This window comes from Acidisoma sp. PAMC 29798 (assembly GCF_030252425.1).
Lineage (GTDB): Bacteria > Pseudomonadota > Alphaproteobacteria > Acetobacterales > Acetobacteraceae > Acidisoma > Acidisoma cladoniae.
The window spans coordinates 2,382,008-2,404,972 of record NZ_CP126994.1; the positions used below are offsets into that span (position 1 = coordinate 2,382,008).

The 22,965-nt window shown below is 62.2% G+C and carries 26 protein-coding genes; 8 read left to right on the forward strand and 18 right to left on the reverse strand.

The window, feature by feature from the left end:
• Positions 1–49: 49 nt before the first annotated feature.
• The 5 genes from QP803_RS11460 to QP803_RS11480 are packed head-to-tail and all read left to right on the forward strand — an operon-like array spanning position 50 to position 3,606.
• Entirely contained in the window at positions 50–406 is a 357-nt protein-coding gene (locus QP803_RS11460) for an ArsR/SmtB family transcription factor (RefSeq protein ID WP_284943612.1), read from the forward strand.
• Positions 403–906 (forward strand): VOC family protein, encoded by a 504-nt coding sequence (locus QP803_RS11465; RefSeq protein ID WP_284943613.1) that lies wholly within the window; start codon positions 403–405, stop codon positions 904–906. Before QP803_RS11460 ends, QP803_RS11465 begins: the two co-directional genes overlap by 4 nt.
• A complete protein-coding gene (gene arsC, locus QP803_RS11470; protein WP_284943614.1) occupies positions 884–1,318 on the forward strand; it encodes an arsenate reductase (glutaredoxin) in 435 nt (144 codons plus the stop codon). Before QP803_RS11465 ends, arsC begins: the two co-directional genes overlap by 23 nt.
• Positions 1,315–2,400 (forward strand): ACR3 family arsenite efflux transporter, encoded by a 1,086-nt coding sequence (gene arsB, locus QP803_RS11475; RefSeq protein ID WP_434082842.1) that lies wholly within the window; start codon positions 1,315–1,317, stop codon positions 2,398–2,400. The genes arsC and arsB overlap by 4 nt, the downstream gene beginning before the upstream one ends.
• 6 nt (positions 2,401–2,406) lie before the next feature.
• Positions 2,407–3,606, forward strand: a complete 1,200-nt coding sequence (locus tag QP803_RS11480) for an MFS transporter (RefSeq protein WP_284943615.1) — start codon at positions 2,407–2,409, stop codon at positions 3,604–3,606.
• A gap of 538 nt (positions 3,607–4,144) precedes the next feature.
• Here QP803_RS11480 and QP803_RS11485 read toward each other — a convergent pair.
• The 4 genes from QP803_RS11485 to QP803_RS11500 form a co-directional block, all read right to left on the reverse strand.
• Positions 4,145–4,552 (reverse strand): hypothetical protein, encoded by a 408-nt coding sequence (locus tag QP803_RS11485; protein WP_284943616.1) that lies wholly within the window; start codon positions 4,550–4,552, stop codon positions 4,145–4,147.
• A 72-nt stretch (positions 4,553–4,624) separates the two neighbouring features.
• A complete protein-coding gene (locus QP803_RS11490) occupies positions 4,625–5,365 on the reverse strand; it encodes a hypothetical protein (protein WP_284943617.1) in 741 nt (246 codons plus the stop codon).
• Positions 5,366–6,099: 734 nt separating this feature from the next.
• Entirely contained in the window at positions 6,100–6,411 is a 312-nt protein-coding gene (locus QP803_RS11495) for a type II toxin-antitoxin system RelE/ParE family toxin (RefSeq protein ID WP_284943618.1), read from the reverse strand.
• Positions 6,412–6,418: 7 nt separating this feature from the next.
• Positions 6,419–6,673 carry a ribbon-helix-helix domain-containing protein gene (locus tag QP803_RS11500; protein WP_284943619.1) on the reverse strand — a complete coding sequence of 85 codons (255 nt, stop codon included), beginning with the start codon at positions 6,671–6,673 and terminating at the stop codon, positions 6,419–6,421.
• A 483-nt stretch (positions 6,674–7,156) separates the two neighbouring features.
• On the opposite strand from QP803_RS11500, the gene QP803_RS11505 reads away from it, so the two are divergent.
• Positions 7,157–7,486: a hypothetical protein gene (locus tag QP803_RS11505; protein WP_284943620.1), complete on the forward strand. Its 330-nt coding sequence runs from the start codon at positions 7,157–7,159 to the stop codon at positions 7,484–7,486.
• Positions 7,487–7,885: 399 nt separating this feature from the next.
• Entirely contained in the window at positions 7,886–8,257 is a 372-nt protein-coding gene (locus QP803_RS11510) for a hypothetical protein (RefSeq protein ID WP_284943621.1), read from the forward strand.
• On the opposite strand, the gene QP803_RS11515 is transcribed toward QP803_RS11510, so the two are convergent.
• Positions 8,254–9,081 carry an IS6 family transposase gene (locus QP803_RS11515; RefSeq protein ID WP_284943622.1) on the reverse strand — a complete coding sequence of 276 codons (828 nt, stop codon included), beginning with the start codon at positions 9,079–9,081 and terminating at the stop codon, positions 8,254–8,256. The two genes, QP803_RS11510 and QP803_RS11515, sit on opposite strands and share 4 nt — an antisense overlap.
• A 29-nt stretch (positions 9,082–9,110) precedes the next feature.
• The gene (locus QP803_RS11520) at positions 9,111–9,755 is read right to left on the reverse strand and encodes an IS6 family transposase (protein WP_284943623.1); all 645 of its coding nucleotides are present in this window, start codon (positions 9,753–9,755) and stop codon (positions 9,111–9,113) included.
• 411 nt (positions 9,756–10,166) lie between these two features.
• On the opposite strand from QP803_RS11520, the gene QP803_RS11525 reads away from it, so the two are divergent.
• Positions 10,167–10,994 carry an IS6 family transposase gene (locus QP803_RS11525; RefSeq protein WP_284943622.1) on the forward strand — a complete coding sequence of 276 codons (828 nt, stop codon included), beginning with the start codon at positions 10,167–10,169 and terminating at the stop codon, positions 10,992–10,994.
• Positions 10,995–11,379: 385 nt separating this feature from the next.
• Here the strand turns inward: QP803_RS11525 and QP803_RS11530 are convergent, their stop codons facing one another.
• From QP803_RS11530 to QP803_RS11585, 12 genes are all read right to left on the reverse strand, one after another.
• Positions 11,380–12,246, reverse strand: coding sequence for a segregation and condensation protein A (locus QP803_RS11530; RefSeq protein ID WP_284943624.1), 867 nt, complete (start codon positions 12,244–12,246; stop codon positions 11,380–11,382).
• A complete protein-coding gene (locus QP803_RS11535; protein WP_284943625.1) occupies positions 12,239–12,841 on the reverse strand; it encodes a hypothetical protein in 603 nt (200 codons plus the stop codon). Before QP803_RS11535 ends, QP803_RS11530 begins: the two co-directional genes overlap by 8 nt.
• 7 nt (positions 12,842–12,848) lie before the next feature.
• On the reverse strand, positions 12,849–13,934 hold the full coding sequence (locus QP803_RS11540; protein ID WP_284943626.1) for a tyrosine-type recombinase/integrase: 1,086 nt from the start codon (positions 13,932–13,934) through the stop codon (positions 12,849–12,851).
• 1,260 nt (positions 13,935–15,194) lie between these two features.
• A protein-coding gene (locus QP803_RS11545; RefSeq protein ID WP_284943627.1) for an IS630 family transposase occupies positions 15,195–16,143 on the reverse strand; the annotation gives its coding sequence in 2 pieces (ribosomal slippage) (positions 15,195–15,804 and positions 15,803–16,143; 951 coding nt in all).
• Positions 16,144–16,519: 376 nt separating this feature from the next.
• The gene (locus QP803_RS11550) at positions 16,520–16,693 is read right to left on the reverse strand and encodes a hypothetical protein (RefSeq protein ID WP_284943628.1); all 174 of its coding nucleotides are present in this window, start codon (positions 16,691–16,693) and stop codon (positions 16,520–16,522) included.
• Between the two features lie 184 nt (positions 16,694–16,877).
• Positions 16,878–17,651 (reverse strand): glutamine amidotransferase, encoded by a 774-nt coding sequence (locus QP803_RS11555; protein ID WP_284943629.1) that lies wholly within the window; start codon positions 17,649–17,651, stop codon positions 16,878–16,880.
• A gap of 45 nt (positions 17,652–17,696) precedes the next feature.
• Positions 17,697–18,719, reverse strand: coding sequence for a LacI family DNA-binding transcriptional regulator (locus QP803_RS11560; protein ID WP_284943630.1), 1,023 nt, complete (start codon positions 18,717–18,719; stop codon positions 17,697–17,699).
• A gap of 63 nt (positions 18,720–18,782) precedes the next feature.
• Positions 18,783–19,010: a biotin/lipoyl-containing protein gene (locus tag QP803_RS11565; protein ID WP_284943631.1), complete on the reverse strand. Its 228-nt coding sequence runs from the start codon at positions 19,008–19,010 to the stop codon at positions 18,783–18,785.
• 12 nt (positions 19,011–19,022) lie between these two features.
• A complete protein-coding gene (locus tag QP803_RS11570; RefSeq protein ID WP_284943632.1) occupies positions 19,023–20,000 on the reverse strand; it encodes a 5-oxoprolinase subunit C family protein in 978 nt (325 codons plus the stop codon).
• Positions 19,997–20,866, reverse strand: coding sequence for a 5-oxoprolinase subunit B family protein (locus QP803_RS11575; RefSeq protein WP_284943633.1), 870 nt, complete (start codon positions 20,864–20,866; stop codon positions 19,997–19,999). Before QP803_RS11575 ends, QP803_RS11570 begins: the two co-directional genes overlap by 4 nt.
• Positions 20,863–22,233 carry an acetyl-CoA carboxylase biotin carboxylase subunit gene (locus QP803_RS11580; protein ID WP_284943634.1) on the reverse strand — a complete coding sequence of 457 codons (1,371 nt, stop codon included), beginning with the start codon at positions 22,231–22,233 and terminating at the stop codon, positions 20,863–20,865. Before QP803_RS11580 ends, QP803_RS11575 begins: the two co-directional genes overlap by 4 nt.
• Positions 22,230–22,949, reverse strand: a complete 720-nt coding sequence (locus tag QP803_RS11585; protein WP_284943635.1) for a LamB/YcsF family protein — start codon at positions 22,947–22,949, stop codon at positions 22,230–22,232. Before QP803_RS11585 ends, QP803_RS11580 begins: the two co-directional genes overlap by 4 nt.
• Positions 22,950–22,965: the final 16 nt, after the last annotated feature.

Consider the following 22,965-nt stretch of genomic DNA (forward strand, 5'->3'; position numbering starts at 1 on the left):
ATGACCGAAGCACCTTGACAAACCCCTATTTCTCCATACTTTTAGAAATATGGAGAAATCAGACGCCATAGCCGCCTTGGCGGCACTCGCACAGGATTCCCGCCTCGATGTGTTCCGCCTACTCGTGCAGGCGGGGACCGACGGGCTGCCTGCCGGTCAGATCGGCGAACGGCTGGGCCTGCCCTCGGCAACCCTGTCGTTTCACCTGAACCAGCTCAAGCAGGCGGGCCTCGTCACCTTCCGGCGTGAGGGGCGGTCCCTGATCTACATGGCCGAATACGATGCCATGAATGCCCTGCTCGGCTACCTGACCGAAAACTGTTGCCAGGGCGATCCTGCGGGCTGCGGCATCGGTGCCTGCGACGGCTCCACGCTCATCGCCACCAAGGAAGGAACCCGCCAATGAAGCGCATGCACATCCATGTCGGTGTGAAGAACATCGAAGAAAGCGTCCGTTTTTATAGCGCTCTGTTCGGTACTGAACCCGCCAAGCTCAAATCCGACTACGCGAAATGGATGCTGGAAGACCCGCACCTGAACTTTGCAATTTCAACGCGGGGCAAGGCAATCGGTCTCGATCATATGGGCCTGCAAGTTGAGGATGCCGGGGAGCTGAACGGGCTGCGCGATCAGATGTCGGCTGCGAATATATCGACCCATAGCGATGGGGAGACAACCTGTTGTTACGCGAAGTCAGAAAATCCTGGGTGGAGGACCCGAACGGCATTGCCTGGGAAGCCTACCACACCATGGAAGACGCGCAGATTTATGCAGCCGGCGATGTGGTCGACGAAGCCTGCTGCGTCCCTGAAACTTCGCAGGGCGCATGCTGCGCTCCGAAGCCGGACCTGGCCGCCACTGCCCCCTGCTGCGGGGCGGCTGCATGACAGTCACCATTTATCATAACCCAGCCTGCGGCACGTCGCGGAACGTCCTCGCCCTGATCCGCAACAGCGGCGAGGAACCGCACGTCATCGAGTATATGAAAACCCCGCCCAGCCGCGCCGAACTGGTGGAGCTGATCGCCCGCATGGGAATCCCGGTGCGCGAATTGCTGCGCCGGAAAGGGACGCCCTACGATGAACTGAAGCTGGACGATTCCACCCTGACGGACGGCCAGTTGCTTGACGCGATGATGGCGCACCCGGTCCTCATCAACCGCCCGATTGTCGTGACCCCCGATGCCGTGAAGCTGTGCCGCCCGTCTGAAACGGTGCTGGACATTCTTCCCAATCCGCAACGCGGCGCGTTCTCGAAAGAGGATGGCGAGGCGGTCGTGGATGCTGGCGGCAAGCGTGTCGCGAGTCCCGCGCCATGAGCGAGGCGGTCGCGGTATCACCCGGCAAAGCGCCGTCCATGGGAATATTCGAGCGATACCTGACGCTGTGGGTCGCGCTCTGCATTGTTGTCGGCATCGGCCTCGGGCAGGCCCTGCCGGGCGTGTTCCATGCCCTCGGCGCGGCCACGGTCGCGCATGTCAATCTGCCGGTTGCAGTGCTGGTCTGGCTGATGGTGATTCCCATGCTGCTGAAGATCGACCTGGCGGCACTCGGGCAGGTCAAAAGCCACTGGCGCGGGATCGCAACGACGGTCGGGATTAACTGGCTGGTCAAGCCGTTCTCGATGGCGCTGCTAGGCTGGCTGTTCATCGGCGTGGTGTTCCGGCCCTACCTCCCGGCCAGCATGATCGACGGCTATATGGCCGGGCTGATCCTGCTGGCGGCGGCACCCTGCACGGCCATGGTGTTCGTGTGGTCGAACCTCGTGGACGGCGAACCGCATTTCACGCTGAGCCAGGTCGCGCTCAACGACACGATCATGGTGTTCGCCTTCGCGCCGCTCGTGGCGTTGCTGCTCGGCCTGTCCTCGATCACGGTGCCTTGGAATACGCTGATCCTGTCGGTCTGCCTCTACATCATCGTGCCGGTCATCATCGCCCAGCTCTGGCGGCGCATGCTGCTGTCCCATAGCGGGCCAGGCGAGGGTGTGGCGGCGCTCGGCCGGACGCTGCGCAGCCTGGCCCCGCTGTCGCTGTCGGCGTTGCTGTTGACGCTCGTGCTGCTGTTCGGCCTGCAAGGCCAGCAGATCATGCGCCAGCCCGCCGTCATCGCCATGCTGGCGGTGCCGATTTTGATCCAGGTCTATTTCAACGCGGGGCTTGCCTACCTGGTCAATCGCCGCCTCGGTGTCGAATGGTGCGTCGCCGGACCCTCCGCGCTGATCGGGGCCAGCAACTTCTTCGAGCTGGCCGTCGCAACCGCCATTGCCCTGTTCGGCTTTCAATCGGGCGCGGCACTCTCAACGGTCGTCGGCGTGCTGGTGGAAGTGCCTGTCATGCTGTCGGTCGTCTCAATCGTTCGCCGGTCCCGTGGCTGGTATGAGCGGGGACAAGCAGCGTGACCTAGCGTGAAACCGCCCGGCTTCGGTCTAATCATCCCGGCGCTCGGCATCGGGCAAATCTTTGCCTGGGGCTCGTCCTACTATCTGCTGGCGGTTCTCGCGGGTCCGATCACGCGCAGCACGGGATGGCCGCTGACCTGGGTCGTCGGCGGTGTCTCGCTTGGTTTGCTGGCGGCTGGTGTGGTTTCTCCACGGGTCGGCCGCATGATCGGACGCATCGGGGGGCGGCCGGTGTTGGCGATGAGCGCCGTCGTGCTGGCGGCCGGTCTGGGGTTGCTGGCCCTCGCTCAGTCGATCCCCGTCTATCTTGCGGCCTGGGTGGTCATTGGCATGGGGATGGGCGGCGGTCTCTACGATCCGGCTTTCGCCACGCTCGGGCGGATTTACGGGGAGGCCGCGCGTCCCGCAATCACCACGCTGACGCTGTTCGGTGGGTTCGCCAGCACCGTGTGCTGGCCTCTCTCGGCCTTCCTCGTGACGCATCTCGGATGGCGCGGCGCCTGCTTGGCTTATGCCGGTCTCCATTTGCTTGTGGTGCTGCCGATCTACCTCTGGGCTCTCCCGAGCGAGGCTGAACGGGCCGTCAACGTCGTTGCCCCCAAGGCGACGGCCGCCCCTGTTGTCCGGCGAAGCCGCACCCTGTTCGTGCTGCTGGCGACGACCATCACGCTGAGCGCGATGATCTCAACGCTTCTGGCCGTGCACCTGCTGACCATCCTGCAATCGCGCGGCGTGCCCCTGGCCGTGGCGGTCGCGCTTGGCGCATTGGTCGGGCCGTCCCAGGTCGGCGCACGGACAATCGAGCTGTTCATCGCCCGTCATCACCATCCGATCTGGACCAAGATTGTCTCGACCATGCTGGTCCTGGCTGGCGTCACCGTCCTCTGGGCGTCTCCGCTTTTCCTCGCCGCGCCCCTGGTGCTCTACGGCGCGGGCATCGGCCTGGAATCCATTGCGCGTGGAACCTTGCCGCTCGCCCTTTTTGGCGGGGCGGACTATGCGGTGATGATGGGCCGGCTGGCGATGCCAAGCCTGATCGTTCAAGCCGCTGCGCCCTCTATCGGGGCTGTCCTCCTCAGCATCTATGGGAGCAACGGCACGCTGATCACGCTGATGCTGGTCGCCGCCACTAACTTTGCCCTGGCGGTCACCATGTTTCGCGTGTTCAGCCGTGCTCCCGGGCACCTCGCCACGCAGAAATCGTGATTTACGGAATGGCTATTATCACTTTTAGCCTCACGGGCGCTTTGAGACCTCATGAATCACCGCAGCACAGCTGGCTGCGGTGAAATCAGTGCGGCGGCCGAGGTGCGACGGCATGTAAGGCAGCGCCGTCAGAGGGGCCGGCCGCTGTTTGTGCCTTCGTCGGAGAACCTGCCTTAATCTGGTCGGATGTGCGCTCATAAGACCCGGCGTGGACGCGGCGGGCGATTGCTTGCCGGAGATCGTCTGGCAGAGTGTCCAGCACGTCAAACGCGGCGCGGAACAGGGTTTCAGCGATCACCCGCTTATCGACGCCTTCCCCGTTTTGCCGATCATACAACTTCACCGTGAATCCACGGACCAGAGCGGCCCCCTCAGCCACAGAGGCGGGCGGCGCGGCTTGCTGACGGGGTGGAGAGGTTTTAGCCATCCCCAACTATGACAGGAAATCAGCGACGGTTCCAGAATCTCGCATTCATGGTCGAAGCTGTTGGAAACGGCCCTTGATGATACAAGGCCATGGCCTCACTATGTTGCCACCCTATCCCATCATTGGTCGGAGAATATTTTTGCGGTGAACGCTGGCTTTGCCGGCAGAGGCCTGGGCAATGAGGGCCTTTTCCGATTGCCTCAGCGCCTCGCCCCAGTCGAAGGGAATCATAGGCGCACGAGGCGGCGGCGGGCCATACCAATTCGCCTGTCCCATGTCCTTCATGCCGCTATACGGAAAGCGGTGCATCCAGCCCAATTGCTGATGATAAATCCAGCCGCTTCGATCCACCCACACGCCCGTCTCGCAGACCTCGGGCGGCACCTGAGCGGGTTCGGTTTGCAGCGGGGGCGTCGGATCGATGCGTGGCGATGGCTGTGCCGCAGCGCGACGGAACGTCAGCAGCGGCAAGAGGGCAGCGGCAACGGCCAGCAGCTTGCGGCGGGTGATCTCGATCATGCCGCTACCCTGCCCGCATCCCCGGCCCGACTCAATCCGCTGGAACTGCTAGGAGGAAACAATGATCGCGTGTCAAAAGGGAATTTCATCGTCCAAGTCTGTTGCGGCCTCCCAAGTCGGCTGTGGTCTAGCGGCCGCCGGCTTCACAGTTGGTGCGGGCAGAGCCTTCGGAGGTGGCGCGAGGCGCTGCGCGGCTGCTTCCTCGGTTTCTTTATCTTGGCCGATCAGCTGCATGATATGAGCGACAGCGCTTTGGCCATCGGCCGCAATCGTGACGGAACAGGCGGTAGTCGCCACGACAGCTGCCAAAATTCCCATTGTTTTTGCAAAACTCAGACGAGGGCTGCTGAGTTCCGCCGCGAGTTGGTCGAGCCGGTTTCGTAAGCGCTTCTTGCGGTCGTGATCGAGATCGGACCGCTCTACAATGTCGCGAATGCGGGAAACATAGTGCTCGATTCTGGTGCGCGTGCTGCCAATCAGCAGCACGGAATAAGGATGGCGCATGCCCCGTGATCGGATACGAATGCGAGCAACTTCCCCCTGCACCGCCAAACTGAACCGTCCGAAGGCCTCGTTGAGGTGGTTCGAGCCATCAGGTTCGTATGCGACGTTCGAGATTTGGCATGCCTGCGCGACGGCAGATACCGCAGCCATATATTGCTCACGAACAACTCGATCTAACTCGTTCGACGTGTCTTCGCCGATTATCCGCGTCATGTTGCGGCGGCAGATGCTCTCGAACTCTACAAAGCAGCGGTCGTCCTCGTCTGGCAGGCTGGAGTATTCTTCGTCAGAAATCAGTTCATAGCTCATCTGGGCACTCGCTGTTCGGTCTTAGGGCGTGCAGTTATCATTCTGCCGCCTCGGCGGGTGCGGCCGATTCAGCCGGTGGCGAAGATGGCGGGGCTGACTTGTCTGCTGCGACCGGCGCAATTGGTGGCTGCGGCGCGGCAACGCTCGCAGGTAGCTCTTCGAGCATATCCTTTGCGCCCACTTCCAAGGCACGCTCCAGCAAAGCGTTGAAATTGCCTTCGATCAGGCCCGGCGTGTTCGAGTTGCGATGGTGACGGATCGCGTAGTGGGGATTCCAGATCAGGACGTGTGTGAGTTTCCGTTGAAGACCGGACTCGGACGATTTCCGGTAAAGGCCGGACTTATGGCCGCTTTACAGAGTGTCGTAGAGGGACAACGTGTTGATCTCACGCATTTTACACAAACGGTCTGAGTCCAGACTTTAGCGAAAAGAACGCAAATTAAGCGGAAATCCACCTGACTTAACATATTGATCTTGTTTACTGTCGAATCCGGGCTTCAGCGGAAACTGACACCTGAGGAGGTCTATCGCAGTTCCAACGGAGACCGGTGGCAGTTGGTGAGCGATCCCTCGGAGCAGCAGGTTCTGATCCGACATGGGTCGAATATTTTGTCTAGCGGAGCCACCAGCGAAATGCCTCTCGATGACTTTATGTGCGTCGATGGTCCCGGTCCTGAATTCGCCGCGACCCGGGCCGCCCCAGAGGCTTGGCTGCCTTGACAGTGGTGGTGAGTCATAGTCCAAAATCCTCACGAAACCTCGCGATCTGGTGCATGCGCTCATGTAAGATCGTGACGATACCGATGTCTCCGTTCGAGAGCCGGCGCCAATACACAACATGCCGCTCGTAGCGGAACATGAAACCATCGACATCAAATGCCGCCGGAACCGGCCGCGACATCACCGCGTGGGAATCGATGTGCTCGAACGCCTCGAAGAGGCCTGCGATGTAACGGTCTGCTTGCTCATGGCCCCAGTGGTCGCGCGTATAGCGATAAATTTCGTCGAGGCGATGAGACGCCGCCTCTTGAACCAGGACGGCCATATCCTGATCAGCGTCGGTTGCGCGCGATGACCTCAGCCGCGGTCAGAGGTCGATACGACGTGTCCGCTGCCGCGAACGCATGCGTCAGCTCGGCTTTGAGACGATCGAACGCTTCCTGCTCCATGCGCTCCTTATCCCGCCGGATCAGGTCGCGGATATACTCGCTGACGTTCTCGTAGACGCCATCTTCGCCGACGTTCGCCTGCACGAAATCATGAAGGGCTCCACTCAGGCGGACAGTCATCGTGGTCTGGCGGGTCAAGGCATCCTCCTTGCTTACTCGTCTTCAATATAATCAAAAATGAATACGGTGGCCCCCCCTGGGTGAGGTGCGGGCCCGCTATTCCGGGGTCTACGCATGAGATCTCTGTCGGTTTGGCAGTCTCAACTCACCGACGCCTAACCCTGCATGGCCAAGCCCGCTTGGCTTCTGTTCAAGCTGAGAAGAACTGACCCTGGGGGTCGTGTTTCCAAGCGATTTGACATGGCGAGCGGCGCTTGAGGCGGCAGCCTTAGACACCCAGCCTCCTGCCGCGCGGGAGATGATTCGCAATAGCCGCAAGAGCATCGCGGGCCTACGCAAGCAATTCGCTGACAGCTTTGACCGCTTGGTGGAGAGCCAGAATGTTTTGCGGAACGTGAGCAAGAGGCGAGGCATAGGTAGTTTCCGACCCTGCTATCGTCAGGTAACTTAGCCTACTCTCGGCCATAACGGTCTCGCGATTAAGACCGTGGGAGTCTCAACATGGAACAAAACGGCAGTGGCATCTCCACAGCGCATGCGGTGAAGTATTTTCTTTCAGCAGAGGTTGGCAAAGGGGCCAGTGGCGAAAGACTGACCGTCAGTTTGACGCTCGCCCACCTGGGATTAGACCCGGTCTTAGAAGCTGAATATTTAGTAAGTCTTTCCAGGGAAATCGCCGAATCGCATTTGGCACAATCAATAATCGCGACGCCAGGAAGCATGTGGGACTATGCGGCTGCCACGCCAATATCGCATCGGCTGGTCCAATTGCTTCCTGTTCACGCCCCCCCGTCAGGGCGCTTGAGCAGATACCAAGGTCCCCATGAGTAGTTTCCGACCCTGCGCTGCCAAGCTCTAGTTGGCTAACTTGGAATGACCATCTGGGTGGCCGAGACCGGCCTGTATTGGTCGATGGCAATCGCTTTTGTCCGCGTTTCAAGCGCGGTAAGCGGTCCGGACGGTGGCAAGGGCGTCCACGGCGTGGACGCCCTTGCGGGTAATGGGTTGGAACCGTAGGAAACTCCACCGGGTTAGGCGGGGCTCCTGGGCTACTTCGGCGGCACTGGCGGCTTAGGCGGAGGCTTGGTGCCCGTGAATCTCGGAGGCGGCCAGCGGAAGAGGCGCGTCATGCTTTGATCCGGTATTATGTATCAACCGCCACCACTCGTCCGTTCGAATATGGAGATGCATCGTTTACCATCCTGACAGTCGATTTCGGGAGTGCGGGCGATGATCGAGCCGGATGTCATTTGCGCGTTGCGCGGCAAACAGTCCGAAGTAATTGGATCGATAGCGCGTCTGAAACGACAGTTAGTCGAGCATCGCGCCGGCCTGACGCATCTTGAGGGAGTTCTGCGTCTGTTTGATCCGAGTATCCAGTCAGAGACGGCTCGTCCCGAGCGGCAACGAAGACAGAGAGCCTGGTTTCGTCCTGGTGAATCCCTGCGACTGATCTATGACGTGCTGCGAGACGCTGCCCAGCCTGTCGTCACGCGCGAACTCGTCGATCGCGTCATGACGATGAAGGACATCACTGTCGCGGGTTCTGTCAGATGTCGCGCCGGCATTCTGAAGTTCTACGCGGCTCGCACGAGGATCTAGGCGTTCTGCATGATGTTAAGCGCAATGGAGGTTGCTTTGGCGAAGCGGGAGCGGCGGAGAGAGGCGGGGACGATCTGGTTGTGACGACGGCGCGGGCGAAGAAGATTGCGGAGTTCCCCATGTTCTCGGCAGAAGCGATCGGCAGCCTCGTGGCTCTTGAAGCCCCGCATACATCGGATCCTGCCCTTGATCCCGCGATGGTCCTGTTCAAGGCGATTATTCAGATAGACACTGGTCCGGTGCTGCACGGTCTTGCCCAGCACGATGCGGATCGCTCTCGGGTAGGAGCCATGACCGTCTGTCGTAACCCGGTCCGGCCGAATGCCCATGGTCGCCCGCGCCGAGCGGAAGAAGGCCTTGGCCGCCTGCATGTCGCGATGCTCGCTCAGCATCGCGTCGATCAAGTTTCCGTCCCGGTCGATTGCCCGGTAGAGGTAGCACCACCGGCCGCGGACCTTCAGATAGGTTTCGTCAACATACCAGCTGACGCCCGCTGCGCGCCGGGTCCCGTGACGCCGTTTGCGCAGCGCGTTACCCATGATGGGCAACAGCTTCACCTCCCAGTCGCGGACGGTCTCGTGGCTTATCTCGATCCCGCGCAGCGCCATAATCTCGCTCAGGTCCCGCAGCGTCAGCCGGTAGCGCAGCCTGCAGAACACCACGAAGGCGATGATGTCGCTCGGCAGGCAGGCCCGGTTCAGCACCCCACCGCTGCGCTCGTTGAACTGCCGTCCGCAATCGCGGCATCGGTATCGCCGGTAGCCTCGGGCCGTGACCTCCCGGCGTTCATTTACCGCCGACGAGCCACAGCCAACGCAATCCATTCCCGGCGTCCCTACCTATCGTCCAACGCTCAGTTTACCCGTTTGGTGAAGGCATCCAAACCTTCCCCGTCGTGGCGCGAGGACTGACAGAACCTCTTGAAGCCAAGCATCGGCCCCGTGCGCGCTTTCACGCCGCGATGGTCTTGTTCAATCGTGTTGTTTAAATATTTGGATGACCGCAGTTTCACCACCTCAGGCAATGCGCCCGCCGCTTTCATTTCCCGCACCGCCCGATGCGAAGCAGCGTAGCCATCCAACGTGATCACGCGCGGCGCCGACCCCTGGGTCTTGAGGGCCTTGCGGAAAAACGCCTTGGCCGCCGCCACATCACGCCTGCGGCTCAGCCGGAAATCCACCGTTCGGCCTTCACGATCAACCGCCCGGTACAGATAGACCCATTCGCCCCGGACCTTGATATAGGTCTCATCCATCCGCCACGACGCCCCAACAACCCGGGCAAAACGGTTCCAGCGCCGCTCGAATTCGGGCGCATAATGCCGCACCCAGCGCATGATCGTGGTGTGGGCCAGAGGCAGGCCGCGCTCGGCCATCATCTCCACCAAATCCCGGAAGCTGAGTTTGAAGCGCAAATACCAGCGCACGCACAGGATGATGATCTCGCGGTCGAAATGCCGGCCCGCAAACAGCCCGTCCAAGCTCACGAACCCAGCCATCGTTCCGCCTTGCCTCAACCCGCCGTCACAGAGTGCCATAGCACGTTATTTTTGCACCAGAGCCGTCTCAATCAGGTGCGGCGGTGAGGCAGTGAACGGCCGAGCCGGTATCGATCGGTTGGGATCCCGTTTGACGGACAGCAACAACAAACGGAAGAGCTTAATCACCCGTTACATCATTCTCGACGGTCGTTCTCACCTCGAACGCCACCGGCCCTCTCACCGGTCAGAGTCCCGTCCTCGGTAATTCCACGCGGAGGAGCTTAGCGGTCCTAGTTTCTCCGTCAGGCGACAGGGCGGTGCCACCATCAGTCGTGGGTTCTGTCAGTCCTCGCGCCACGACGGGGAAGGTTTGGATGCCTTCACCAAACGGGTAAACTGAGCGTTGGACGATAGGTAGGGACGCCGGGAATGGATTGCGTTGGCTGTGGCTCGTCGGCGGTAAATGAACGCCGGGAGGTCACGGCCCGAGGCTACCGGCGATACCGATGCCGCGATTGCGGACGGCAGTTCAACGAGCGCAGCGGTGGGGTGCTGAACCGGGCCTGCCTGCCGAGCGACATCATCGCCTTCGTGGTGTTCTGCAGGCTGCGCTACCGGCTGACGCTGCGGGACCTGAGCGAGATTATGGCGCTGCGCGGGATCGAGATAAGCCACGAGACCGTCCGCGACTGGGAGGTGAAGCTGTTGCCCATCATGGGTAACGCGCTGCGCAAACGGCGTCACGGGACCCGGCGCGCAGCGGGCGTCAGCTGGTATGTTGACGAAACCTATCTGAAGGTCCGCGGCCGGTGGTGCTACCTCTACCGGGCAATCGACCGGGACGGAAACTTGATCGACGCGATGCTGAGCGAGCATCGCGACATGCAGGCGGCCAAGGCCTTCTTCCGCTCGGCGCGGGCGACCATGGGCATTCGGCCGGACCGGGTTACGACAGACGGTCATGGCTCCTACCCGAGAGCGATCCGCATCGTGCTGGGCAAGACCGTGCAGCACCGGACCAGTGTCTATCTGAATAATCGCCTTGAACAGGACCATCGCGGGATCAAGGGCAGGATCCGATGTATGCGGGGCTTCAAGAGCCACGAGGCTGCCGATCGCTTCTGCCGAGAACATGGGGAACTCCGCAATCTTCTTCGCCCGCGCCGTCGTCACAACCAGATCGTCCCCGCCTCTCTCCGCCGCTCCCGCTTCGCCAAAGCAACCTCCATTGCGCTTAACATCATGCAGAACGCCTAGATCCTCGTGCGAGCCGCGTAGAACTTCAGAATGCCGGCGCGACATCTGACAGAACCGCACCCAGCGCATGATCGTGGTGTGGGCCAGAGGCAGGCCGCGCTCGGCCATCATCTCCACCAAATCCCGGAAGCTGAGTTTGAAGCGCAAATACCAGCGCACGCACAGGATGATGATCTCGCGGTCGAAATGCCGGCCCGCAAACAGCCCGTCCAAGCTCACGAACCCAGCCATCGTTCCGCCTTGCCTCAACCCGCCGTCACAAAGTGCCATAGCAAGGTATTTTTGCACCAGAGCCTCTTAGAGTGCCCGGGAACTGCTAAGCCATTGAATTATAGACGCGAACAAGAACGCTTTCTGTCTCCTGTATGCTCGATTACTCCACATCTCACGCGACCGCGATGCCGGCCGGCTTTTCCCAGGTCGCTTGTTTGGCAAAAAACCGCATCGGCCCATAGTCCTTCTCCTGCTCGATCGCGAGCACCCCTTCCCGGGCGAGTTCCAGCCCCGCCAGCAGGGTGCTGGCGACGGCGGCCCTCGCTCTGAGCTCCCGGTTTGCGACGTCAGCCAAGAGAACCGGCAGGAACGCGCTCAATTCACCGCCCTCCGGGTGCTCCGCCAAGGTCAACCTGATCCGCGCCAGTGCATCCGTCACGCGCCAAAGGTCGGGAACAACCGGCCGATAGACGGGTGCCTCGTCCGGCCGCCCTCCCCTGCCCCGCAGCACGACCAGACAGGCGTCCATCAGCGCGACATAGCCACCCTCCCGCGATGGCGCCGTCGCGGCCGGCCGCGCGAAGACGTGGGTCCCAAGTTGCGGCCGCGCCGTCAGCCAAGATGCCGCCGCCCGCACAAAGACCATCTCCTCCAGCCGCCGTACTTCGGCAGCGGCGTCCTGCTCCGCCGCGATCGCCGCTTCCGGGCTGGCGGGAAACAACAGGCGCGACCGCAGCAGCACCAGCCGGGTGGCCAGCACGAGCCAATCCGCACGGCGTTCCAGTGATACCCTGCCCACCAGCCGTTCCATCGCCGCGACGAATTGCTCGGCCAGGTCACGGACGGACATCCGGCCAAAGTCGATCCGCTGGCGTTCGGCGAGATCCAGCAGTAGGTCCATCGGCCCATCAAAGCCGTCGAGATGCAGCACCGGCATCTGGGCCACCCGAGGCGGGTTGTCCCAGTCATCCCAAATGGGATCACTAGACCCCTCGGCTAATTCTTCCCGCTCCTCCCCTGCCGTGAGTCCGTCACTCACCGCCGTAATCCGGCCTGATGTCGAAGACCAAGGTGGGCCAACGCTGACGCACGGCCTGCATCGCCGCCCAAGGCGTCCAATCCGCTGCCCAGAACGCGACTTCGAGGCGCGCAGAGCGGCGTAGCCGGCGATCGTCGCTCCCCGTCTTGAGGCGGACATGGCGGAGCGCCTGCACCACGCCCCAATGGGTCCGCAGCCAGGCCAGACTGGCCGGGTCGTCCGGCCCAAGAGCGAGGACGCAGTCCGGCACCGGCAGCAGCGCATGCAGGTCGAAGGGGCAGGTGCGGACGCGGCCGATCGCGGCAGTGACCCGCTGCTGGTTGGTCTCGATGGCGCTGCGGATCTGCCGCGCGAGTGCCCGCGCGCGGGCGAGGGTAAGCCCGGCCGAGCCATCCGGCGGATGGAGCAGCGCCATCACCCGATCCTCCTCAAGCAGATCGAGGTCCGGCGAGAGCCAGGGAACGGCGCCGAGGCCGGCCGCCGCGATTTGGAACGTCGCGACAGCCTCCGCCGGCCCGCTGACGATCAGGACATGCCGCAGCCAATCCGTGTTCGGCAGCGACAATGCGTCCGCGTCTCGCGCATCATCCCTCACCCGCGCCTCACAAATCCAGCAAGCGGGCGGGGTTCTCGCCGGTGATCTTGGCCCGTCGGCGATAGCCGCGCAGGGTCGAGAGGTCTTTCTGGCGGGTATGGGCCATCACCTGCTCATCGGGTGCCGCGGCCAGATAGGCCTCGGTGATGAAGCCGGCGCGCAGCCCATGCGGTGACAGCCGCTCACGGGGATCGACGGTCAGACCGGCGAGCGCGGCGCGGCGCAGCAGGATTTTGCGGACGCCATCCGTCGTCAGCCGGTTCTCCAATGTGCCCCAGGCGGTGACGCCACGGAACACCGGACCATGGGTGATGCCGGCACGTTTCAGGAAGCGTTCGACGGCCTTCACGGGGCAAGTGTCTTCACCGCGCATCCAGGGGATGGTGATGTCGGCCCCCTGCCCTTCCTGGTCGCGTTTGCTGCGCGGGATATGGATGCTGAGCCCCACCTCCCGAAACGTCAGGTGCTCGCGGTCGATCGCCACCAGCTCCGAACGCCGCAGCGCCCCGGCAAAGCCGGTCAGAAAGAGCGCGCGATCCCGGACCCCCGCGAGATCCTCGCCACAGCTCCCGAGCAGCTGGCGGATTTCCGTGGAGGTGAGGGCGGCCGAGGGGCGGATCGGCTTGCCATGCTGTTTCAGGATGCCCTGCAGGGTCGCACTAATCGCTGGATGACGCGTGCTCCAGAGATGCCCGTTCTGATGATGATGGTGGGCGATCGCAGCCAGCCGCGCCCGCAACCCGCTCTTGCCCAGCGCCGGCACCAGGCTGGCGAGATAGGCCGCCACCAGCACCGGATGCACCGGCAAGATCGCCGCGTTCACCGCCTGGGTCCGGCACCAGGCGACGAAGGCGCGCCAATCGCGCGCATAGGCGCGCTGTGTCGAGGCGGCCAGATGGTTATCGGCGAAGGTGGCGGCGGTTTCGATCGCCTGGCCGAGCGGCCCCGACAGTAGCGCCAACATCTCTGCCGAGGCCGGCGAGGCCGGCGCCATGCGGCCGACAATGGCAAGCGCGGAGGCCTGGCTGGTCGCGAGCGCGTCCGGACCGCTGACGGCCGCCGACACGGGACCTTCGGAGGGAGCTGCCGTCATGCCGCGCCGTCGCTCCGCATGAACCCCATCACCCGCTCCTTCATCAGGCCGCGGCGCGTGACACCGCACCCGCCTGCCCCGAGCCGATTCTGCCAGACACAGGGTAATTGTGGCAACTGGCTTTCTTCGTATGTGACGTCTCGATAATAGGGATTATCGAGAGTCACGGATTCGTGAGATAGCGTCTAATTCCGTTAAGTCATTGATATGAAGAGAAATTATCTGAGAAATTCTAGATGCTCCGGCTGCGGTTCCGGAACGCTATCGGATGGCTCTCACGACGACCCCGATCACGACGAGGCCCTAGGCCGCAAGGCGTCTCCCCTCCCCCGCTTCAGAGGCGAGCGGATGGGCCATCCGCTTTGACACATGGCGCTCTGTCCTGTGCACGCGCTGGGCCGCTGGCAGGACGCCGCCGGTCTCACCGGAGCGATGGTGTTCCGGCGGATACGGATGCTGCCCAAAGCTATGCCGTCATCGACGACTTCAACTCGGCGACCTCTTTGAGGGACGCCTTCTGACCCGCGTGGTATCGCATCTGAATTCATGCCCGACGATTTCTATGAAGAAATAAGGCTTTAGCTAACCGCGGCCGAGATAGCCATTGATGTTCTTGCGCTGTTCCACGTCGTCGGTGCCGTTCGTTTATTGGGCGCCATGATAGATATGCCCAATGCATTGACCCACGCCACATTCGAGATCACAGCCGAAGCGCAGGACGCATTTTTGCTAAGCTTCGGGCCGTTCCTGCTGCGATTTCCACAAAAAGCAACCATTGGGCAGTGGCTCGAGAACACCCAATCTCAGTCCGCCTATATAAAGAGTATTCGATGATGGCTGGGGGCCGTTGAACAGCGGCCCTACCGTGACCCCGAAGAAACAGGGATACCCGAAACTCGATTAGCTTAGATACCAGCGACGCTGCGGGGATCCGATCAACCGTAGTTGCCAGCGATGCGTCGAAAAACGGGCAGATCCGCTAAACCGTGTGACCTCCCGCCTGAGACCGCTTGATACGCAGCTTGCGCAACAGATTTGTTTTCGGCGAACTAAAATTACCAGAGGTGATCGGCGCCCAGCAGTCGGGTTAGTCAATGCTCTTTGACGCAGAGATGTGCCAATCCGCGTCCAGATGACCGCGACAGTGCAAACACAAATTATCAACAAAAAATGTATTTCTATCAATTAGATAAGTGGGTTATCCTCGTTATCCAAAGGAAAAATCGCTATCATCATTTTCTTACCTAGAGCAGAATCCTTTCATTCGGGCTCATATCCTGCGGCGGTGAAGTAATTGGCGCACTCAGCAGGAGTGAACTGGTCTATCGCGCGACCGATGGTGTTCCACAGTCCGTCGATGCTGCGCTCGGAGGCTTTGCGTAGGATGGCCTTGAGTTTGGCAAAGGCGTTCTCAATCGGGTTAAAGTCGGGCGAGTAAGGCGGCAGGTAGAGCAACCTGGCACCTGCCGCCTCAATCGTCCTGCGCGTCTCGGTACCTTTGTGGGCAGGCAGGTTATCCATCACGACGATGTCGCCGGGCCGCAACGTCGGTGTCAGCACATGGTGGAGATAGGCGTGGAACGCGTCACGGTTCATCGGCCCATCGATCACCATCGGCGCGGTCATTCCATTCAGGCGCAAGGCGCCCGTGAAGGTGGTGGTTTTCCAATGACCATGCGGAACAGGCGAGCGGCAACGCTGGCCGCGCTTAGCCCGACCGCGCAGGCGCGCCATCTTGGTCGAAGCTCCGGTCTCGTCAATGAAGACCAGACATTTTGGATCGAGGGCAGGCTGCGCGTCGAACCAGGCCTGCCGCCGCGCCCGCACGTCGGGCCTGTCTTGCTCGCTGGCGTGCGCGGTTTTTTTTGGTGGTCATGGCGTGACGATCAAGGAACCGCCAAATCGTGGTGGCCGCTACGTGCAAGCCGTACTCCTGCCGTAGCATGTCGGCCAATTCCACCAAGGTGATGTCGACTTGGACGGTGACGGCGCCGAGGATCACGTCCCGGTAAGCCTCGATGCGGTGGGAGCGCTGATCCCCGCCCTTTGGATGCGCCCGCGTCGCCCCTGTCGCCTTGAACGCCCGTACCCAGCGAATAGCGGTCGCAATGCCAACGCCGAACCGCTCAGCCGCCGCACGTCGCGATGAACCCGCTTCGACTGCCCCAATGACCCGCAAACGAAGGTCCTCCGATAGCGTCCGTGCCATGCTGTCCTCCCCCTACGGCAGGTGCAGAGAATCATATCGGTTCCGCGTCGGGGAAGGACTTTCGAATCGGTTCGGTCGGTATTTGCTCTAGACGATATGCTGAACGGCAGGAAGAAGCGGTTAGGCCGGGCGTCTTACATGAACCTTTTACGGCAGGGCGCATTAATCCAGTTCCACGCCCTCGGGCGGAATTTTTTGGCGAGCATCGATTGATGGGCCTAGTCATCTATCTATTTGCGGCGCCTGCAGCCCTCGCTGTTGTTGGCTGGGCCTACTACTTCTGGTCGGACCCTAAGCGTTCCCATCACTGACGCTTCAGCCGTTACGCGCTAGCACCCACCCCGCGACCCTCCTGCCAGAGCCGGCGCCCGTACCCTCAGTGAACGACGGTCGGCTGCATCTCGGCCAGCATGATGGCGACGCGAAGCGTGGAGACCAACCGCGTCAGGTAGGCGCCGACCTCTGCGACGTCTTCCGCGCTCATGCCCTCAAGCTTGATCGCAGCCGTATTGATCGCCAGAAGGCGGCTTATCTCGTCGAAATCGGCCATAACAGTTCCTACAACACGATACGATCCACATGCCCTGCGTATCGCGCGTCTGGCACCGTCCCTTTTAGGAGTACACCTTGAGGCCGCGGGTCATCCCGATCGACCCGCAACCTCCAAAGGGATAATGCCGCCGACTGCGAACGGCGGTAGACTGGACTTCACAGTGAGTAAAACTCCGCGATGGTCATGCGCGCGTCAGCCAGGACAGCGCATTGGTCCAAAGCTTCGCGAACCCGTCCCACTTGGTGAAGACATCCGGCACCCAATGCGGCCCGATATCCGAGGTCCAGACCATGGTTCGGCCGGCGCCGTATTGACCCGTCACAAGCAGCGGATGGCCGCCCTCTGATTCCGGCAGGCGCGCGAGAACTTCCACACCCGGATCGGCCCGCACCACAACCTCATTCGCGCCGAGCAGAAGCGGCCATGCGGTGCCCAGGCCGCACAGGATCGGATGATCCGCCGCGCCCAGAACCTCCGGCGTGAAGCCTTCCGGCACTTCGATCCGATCGTCATAGGGAAGGCAGGTGACGGGCAGCGCATCCTCCACCGGCGTGCGGCGCCAGCGGGCACGGCCATCGATCCCCTGGAAGCTGAAATAGCCACCGATCATCATCAGCCCACCACCCCGCTGCGTCCAATCGCGGATCAGCTTGAGGCGGTTCGGCGTCGGCTTGCCCTGCATCCATACCGATTGCGGCAGCAACAGCGTATTCGCGCCGATATCGGACAGGATGATGGCACCGTATTGCGCAAGCCCCTCGGCCGTGAAGGGAAAACCCTCGGCCGCCTCATGCGCCGGCATGTAAACCAATTCGAATAGACTGTCCTTCAGGGCGCTCACCAGCGGTTCCGCGCCCAGGTGGAAGGTCACGCTGCCGAACTGGTCGAAGCCCTTGTAATGGGTGGCAGAGCTGACCCAGCTTTCGCCCACCAGCAAGACTTTGGTTTTCGTCATCAATCTTTCCTTAAAGATTTGCAGAGAGAGAAGAAGCGGTATCCGTCATTGAGCAGCCGGGGGCGCGACCGAGGCGCGTTCGATCAATTCTACCGTCAGCCGTCGCGGAGAATTGGTGGTGCCGCGCAGTGCGGAATCGACCAGCAGGTCGAAAGCCAGTTGCCCCATCTCAGCCAAAGGCTGGCGGATGGCGGTAACGGGAGGAGAAAACAGATGCAACGGCCGCACATCATCGAAGCTGATGAGCGAGATATCCTGCGGCACGCGGATGCCCTGGGCCTGCAACGCCTCCAACACGCCGATCGTCAGCTCATCACTGGTGGCGAAGATAGCGGTCGGGCGCGTGGGGAGCGCGAGCATCCGCTCGATCGCCGCGCGACCATCGGACGCAACATAGCGTGTGAAGGCTTCACAGATGATGCCGCAATCCGGCCCGCCTTCCGACACCGCGCGGCGGAACCCCGCGAGACGCTCCGTCGTGCTGAGCATGCCGTTCTGGCCGCCGATGAAGGCAAACCGGCGGTGGCCGGCCGCGACCAGATACCGCCCCGCGAGATAGCCGCCCAGATCGTTATCAGCGAAGACCTTGGCGACATCGGTGCCCGGCACGTCTTCATCGATGAGAACGACGTCGGCGGAACCCGCGATCGCCCGCGCCAAGGTTCCGTCATCAACATGATTGGTCGCGAACAACACACCATCCATATGGTTGCGCCGCATCCAGGCGATATAGTCCAGTTCGCGCTGTGGCTGATTATGCGTGGCGCAGAGCATGAGATCGAGGCCACGTGCCGCCGCCGCCCGCTCCACCGCATCGGCAAGCTGCGCGAAGAACGGGTTCGCGATGTCCGGCACCAGCAGACCGATGGTGTCAGACCGACCCATGCTGAGCCGGCGCGCATGCGGGTTCGCCCGATAGTCGAGCTGCTTGATCGCCGCGTCGATGCGCTGCGCAGTTTCGGTTGGCAGAACAAGGGTGCCGTTCACATAGCGCGATACGGTCGCGACCGAGACCGAAGCCGCCGCCGCCACATCACGCAACCGCGCCACGGTGCTCAGCTTCGCCATTCAAACCTCTGTAAAGCGGTTTACAAGAAAACCGCGAACGAGGGTGGTGTCAAGCCGTGGGTCTCAGGCGCCTTCCTCGATCTCCACGGCCAGGGCATCGGCGTCGAGCCCTTCCTGGTCGGAGGCGACGTGAACGGCCGTCACCGTGCCGGCGGCCGGCGCGGTATGCGGCACCTCCATCTTCATCACTTCCATGATGAACAGAGTGTCGCCTTCGGCCACCACGTCACCCGGTTGCACCAGAACCTTCCAGACATTCCCGGCCGTCAGCGTGCGGATTTCTGTTGCCATGGTCTTGATCTTTCAGAGGATGGAGGCTTCGACGCAGAGCGCGCCGAGGCTGCGGGCCATTGCCTGCGCCTCGGTCACGCTGACCGCGCGAAAGCGATAGATTTCACCGGGCTTGGATTGTCCCAGCTTCCAGAAGGCAGCTTGCGGCACGGTATAGGGGTTGATGAATCCCCCCATCGACGGCCCGTCATTGACCAGGATGATGGGCGTTTGCCCGGCGAGGTTGATGGCACCGAGCGGATAGCCCTGGTCGAGAATATTGGAGGGCAGCGAGCCATGCTCGGGCGCCTTGTTCAACGCCTTTTCGGTGAAACTCCAGTCCGGACCGTCGAGACGGAAGCCGGTTCGGTCAGACTTTCCCGACAGCTTCCAGTCAGTCGATAGAAACCGCGCATGCCCCTCGGCATCGACCCAATCGTCATTGGGACCGGCGACAACTTCGATCTCCCAGCGCCTCTCCGTGGCAATGGCAGGTCGCGCTTCTGGCTTGACCACACGACCGGCATGAGCGTCGGGCGAGGCCGCGCCGAACGGCACCGTTTGGCCGATCTTCAGCGCCCGGCCCTCAACGCCGCCGATGCCGGCCTTGTGGAAGGTCGCGCGCGAGCCGAGCCAGGGCGGCACATCGATGCCGCCGGCGACAGCGACATAGGCGCGGGTGCCGAGCTTGGCGAAACTCATGGTCAGCGTCTGCCCCGCTTGCGCGGCGACGCTTTCCCACATCGGAACCGCAATACCGTCCAGCATCGGCTGCATATCGGCGCCGGTAATGGCGAAGATGCTGTCTGCATCGAAGCGCAGCGTAGGGCCCATATACTGGCATTCGAGCGCGGGCGCACCGACGGCATTGCCCACCAGAAGATTGGCGAGTCTGAAGGACCAGCTATCCATCGGCCCCGAGGGCGGAAAGCCCTGGTTCCAAAAACCGTAGCGGCCCGGCCAATCCTGGACCGAGGTCTCTAAACCCGGCTTGATGACTGCGAAACTCATGACGTCCTCCTCGCGCCGAGGGATGCAGTCCAACTCTTGTAGAGGGCGACGGAGAACTTGCCGTAACCGACCATATTGTACTGATAGGTGCCGTCCGCCACCTCACGCTCGATCGCCTCGAATTCCTCGACCGAGCAGGGCACGAAGCGCACCCGGTCGCCGGGGCGAAACAGACAGATTGAGCCTGCAAAAGCCTCAAACCGCTGCGCGCGATCCCAGATCGGCACCGGTGTGCGGGCGAAGATCTGGTAGCCGCCCGGAAGCTGCTCGGGATAGATCGCGGTCGATGCGCCGCCGAGGCCGATGGCGCCTCCCGGTGTCCAGGTGCGGGGCGGATTGTATTTCGGCGCCGTCATCTTCGCGCGTGGATCGAGCGCCATCATGAAGGGCAGGCCTGGCCAAAAGCCGAGAGAGGCGACCCAGTATTCGGTGCCGGAATGGACGCGCACGAAATCATCCGTATCGCGCAAGCCGTTCAGCTCCACCATCAGATCCCAATCTGCGGTCTTGGGCGAAATCTTGGCCTGATAATCCTCGACGCAAGCGCGCGTCCAAGGATCGAGGTACACGGCGGGTAGATAGAACAACCGGCTCTCCAACTCCAAGGCATCCGACGGCCCGAGGCCGGCCACGAGTTTGGCGAGTTCCGAGCGCAGATCCTCGAAGCCGATCAGCTCCGGCTCGTAATGCACCAGCATGGAGGCGAAGCAGGGCGCCGTTTCGATAATGCCGGCGATGCGCGCCTCGACGATGGCGGCGGCGAGACCCTGCGCCATGAAGTTGAGTTCGAGATTCATCTCATTGCCGAACTCGACCAGCATGTAACGGTCACCGCCCGGCAGGTAGCGCGGCTCGGAATAGATCATGCCGTCTCTCCGGTTTTGGGCGGGAACAAACTCGCCCGATGCGTCTCGATGAAGCCGGTCAAGGTCTTGCCCGCCACGAAAGCCGGATGGTCGAGCAGTCGGATGAGAAAGGCAAGATTGGTGGTGATGCCGTCGATGGTGATGCCCGCCAAGGCCGCGCGCATGGCGTCGATGGCCTCGGTCCGGGTCGCGCCATGGACGATGATCTTCGCGAGCAGGGAATCATAGAAGGCCGATACCGTGTCCCCTTCCCGCACGCCGATATCGATGCGCGGGCCATCCGGCAGCACCAGCCGCGTGATCTTGCCCGGCGACGGCAGGAACATCTTTTCGGGATTCTCAGCGCAAAGGCGGCATTCGATAGCATGGCCTTGCGCGGTCACCCCCGCCAGCAGCGGTGCGCAATCCTCGCCCCGTGCGAGACGAAGCTGCAATTGCACGAGGTCGAGGCCGGTCACCATCTCCGTCACCGGATGTTCGACCTGAATGCGCGTGTTCATCTCCAGGAAGTAGAAGTTTCCGGTATCATCATCGACGACGAATTCGATGGTGCCGGCGGAGCGATAGCCGACCGCCGCCGCCAAAGCCTGCGCCGCCGCATGCATGGCGCTGCGTGTCTCGGCCGAAATCCCAGGCGATGGGCTTTCTTCCAGGATTTTTTGAAAGCGCCGCTGCACCGAACATTCACGCTCGAACAGGTGAACGGCCCGACCGTCACCGAGGCCAAACACCTGCACTTCGACATGGCGCGCGGCGGCCACGTAGCGTTCCAGATAGGCGGTGCCGTCCCCAAAGGCGCGGGCGGCCATGGATTGCAGAGAGTCCACTGCCGTGCGCAGGTCGGCGGCTTTGGCGACCAGGCGCATACCGATGCCACCGCCCCCCGCCACCGCTTTGACCAGAAGCGGATAACCGACGGCCTCGCCGGCTTCCTCCAGCCCGTCCAACGCGCCGGGTGCGAGACGGGCGCTGGCCGGCAGCACCGGCACACCAGCCTTGAACGCGGCATCACGCGCGCGGCCCTTATCGCCCATCATCGCGATCTGGGACGGTGCGGGACCCACGAAGATCAGCCCCGCATCCTCCACCGCCTGCGCGAAACCGGCATTCTCGGCCATGAAACCGTAGCCTGGGTGAATGGCATCGGCACCGGTCTGTGCCGCCGCCGCCAGGATCGCTTCGACTTTCAGGTAGCTTTCCGCCGCTTTGGACGGGCCGATGGCCACCGCCTCATCGGCGGAGAACACCTGCAGCGCGCCCGCATCCGCGTCCGAATAGACGGCGACCGTCGCGATACCGAGCGCCTTAGCCGCCCGCGCGATGCGCACGGCGATTTCGCCACGATTGGCGATGAGCAGCTTTTTCATAGGGAGGAGATCGCCCGGCGCACGGCGGTGGCAATGTCCACCGCATTCGGCGTATCGGAATGCACGCAGATGGTATCGGCACCAACGCGAATATCCCGCCCGCCGGTGCTGCTCGTCAGACCCTCCCGCATGGCGCGCAGGCAGCGTTCGGCGGCAAGGGCTGGGTCTACCGCATCATGCACCTGCGTGATGATCAGCCGGCCCTCATCATCATAATCGAGATCGGCGTAGTATTCGGCAAGGAAGGGAATGCCGCGCGCGGGATAGATGGTCTCATGCAAACTGCCCAGCATGCCGAAAACCGGAACCTTGAATATCTCGGCCGCGTCACAGACAGCTTCGGCGATATGCTCCAAACGCCCCGCCATGCCGAACAGCGAGCCATGCGGCTTGATATGATTGAGCACCATGCCTTCGGCTTCCAGAAAGCCCTTGAGCGCGCCGATCTGGTAGATCAGGCAATTCGCCATTTCCTCGCGCTTCATTGCCATCTCCCGCCGTCCGAAACCCTGCCGGTCCGGCAGAGACGGATGCGCCCCGACGGCGACGCCATGCGCCTTGGCGAGCCGCACGGTGGCACGCATGTGGTTGAAGTCCGAGGCGTGGAAGCCGCAGGCGACATTGGCGACATCGATGAGCGGCATCAGCCCGGCATCATCGCCGAGACGATACAAGCCATAGGATTCGCCCATGTCGCAGTTGAGCAAGGTTGCCATGGCAAGTCTCCGAAGA

Excerpts from the sequence above, each read along its gene's own strand:
- QP803_RS11460 (WP_284943612.1), top strand. The coding sequence starts at position 50 with ATGGAGAAATCAGACGCCATAGCCGCCTTGGCGGCACTCGCACAGGAT.
- QP803_RS11465 (WP_284943613.1), top strand. The coding sequence starts at position 403 with ATGAAGCGCATGCACATCCATGTCGGTGTGAAGAACATCGAAGAAAGC.
- arsC (WP_284943614.1), top strand. The coding sequence starts at position 884 with ATGACAGTCACCATTTATCATAACCCAGCCTGCGGCACGTCGCGGAAC.
- arsB (WP_434082842.1), top strand. The coding sequence starts at position 1,315 with ATGAGCGAGGCGGTCGCGGTATCACCCGGCAAAGCGCCGTCCATGGGA.
- QP803_RS11485 (WP_284943616.1), bottom strand. The coding sequence starts at position 4,552 with ATGATCGAGATCACCCGCCGCAAGCTGCTGGCCGTTGCCGCTGCCCTC.
- QP803_RS11490 (WP_284943617.1), bottom strand. The coding sequence starts at position 5,365 with ATGAGCTATGAACTGATTTCTGACGAAGAATACTCCAGCCTGCCAGAC.
- QP803_RS11495 (WP_284943618.1), bottom strand. The coding sequence starts at position 6,411 with ATGGCCGTCCTGGTTCAAGAGGCGGCGTCTCATCGCCTCGACGAAATT.
- QP803_RS11505 (WP_284943620.1), top strand. The coding sequence starts at position 7,157 with ATGGAACAAAACGGCAGTGGCATCTCCACAGCGCATGCGGTGAAGTAT.
- QP803_RS11510 (WP_284943621.1), top strand. The coding sequence starts at position 7,886 with ATGATCGAGCCGGATGTCATTTGCGCGTTGCGCGGCAAACAGTCCGAA.
- QP803_RS11515 (WP_284943622.1), bottom strand. The coding sequence starts at position 9,081 with ATGGATTGCGTTGGCTGTGGCTCGTCGGCGGTAAATGAACGCCGGGAG.
- QP803_RS11520 (WP_284943623.1), bottom strand. The coding sequence starts at position 9,755 with ATGGCTGGGTTCGTGAGCTTGGACGGGCTGTTTGCGGGCCGGCATTTC.
- QP803_RS11525 (WP_284943622.1), top strand. The coding sequence starts at position 10,167 with ATGGATTGCGTTGGCTGTGGCTCGTCGGCGGTAAATGAACGCCGGGAG.
- QP803_RS11540 (WP_284943626.1), bottom strand. The coding sequence starts at position 13,934 with ATGACGGCAGCTCCCTCCGAAGGTCCCGTGTCGGCGGCCGTCAGCGGT.
- QP803_RS11550 (WP_284943628.1), bottom strand. The coding sequence starts at position 16,693 with ATGGCCGATTTCGACGAGATAAGCCGCCTTCTGGCGATCAATACGGCT.
- QP803_RS11555 (WP_284943629.1), bottom strand. The coding sequence starts at position 17,651 with ATGACGAAAACCAAAGTCTTGCTGGTGGGCGAAAGCTGGGTCAGCTCT.
- QP803_RS11560 (WP_284943630.1), bottom strand. The coding sequence starts at position 18,719 with ATGGCGAAGCTGAGCACCGTGGCGCGGTTGCGTGATGTGGCGGCGGCG.
- QP803_RS11565 (WP_284943631.1), bottom strand. The coding sequence starts at position 19,010 with ATGGCAACAGAAATCCGCACGCTGACGGCCGGGAATGTCTGGAAGGTT.
- QP803_RS11570 (WP_284943632.1), bottom strand. The coding sequence starts at position 20,000 with ATGAGTTTCGCAGTCATCAAGCCGGGTTTAGAGACCTCGGTCCAGGAT.
- QP803_RS11575 (WP_284943633.1), bottom strand. The coding sequence starts at position 20,866 with ATGATCTATTCCGAGCCGCGCTACCTGCCGGGCGGTGACCGTTACATG.
- QP803_RS11580 (WP_284943634.1), bottom strand. The coding sequence starts at position 22,233 with ATGAAAAAGCTGCTCATCGCCAATCGTGGCGAAATCGCCGTGCGCATC.
- QP803_RS11585 (WP_284943635.1), bottom strand. The coding sequence starts at position 22,949 with ATGGCAACCTTGCTCAACTGCGACATGGGCGAATCCTATGGCTTGTAT.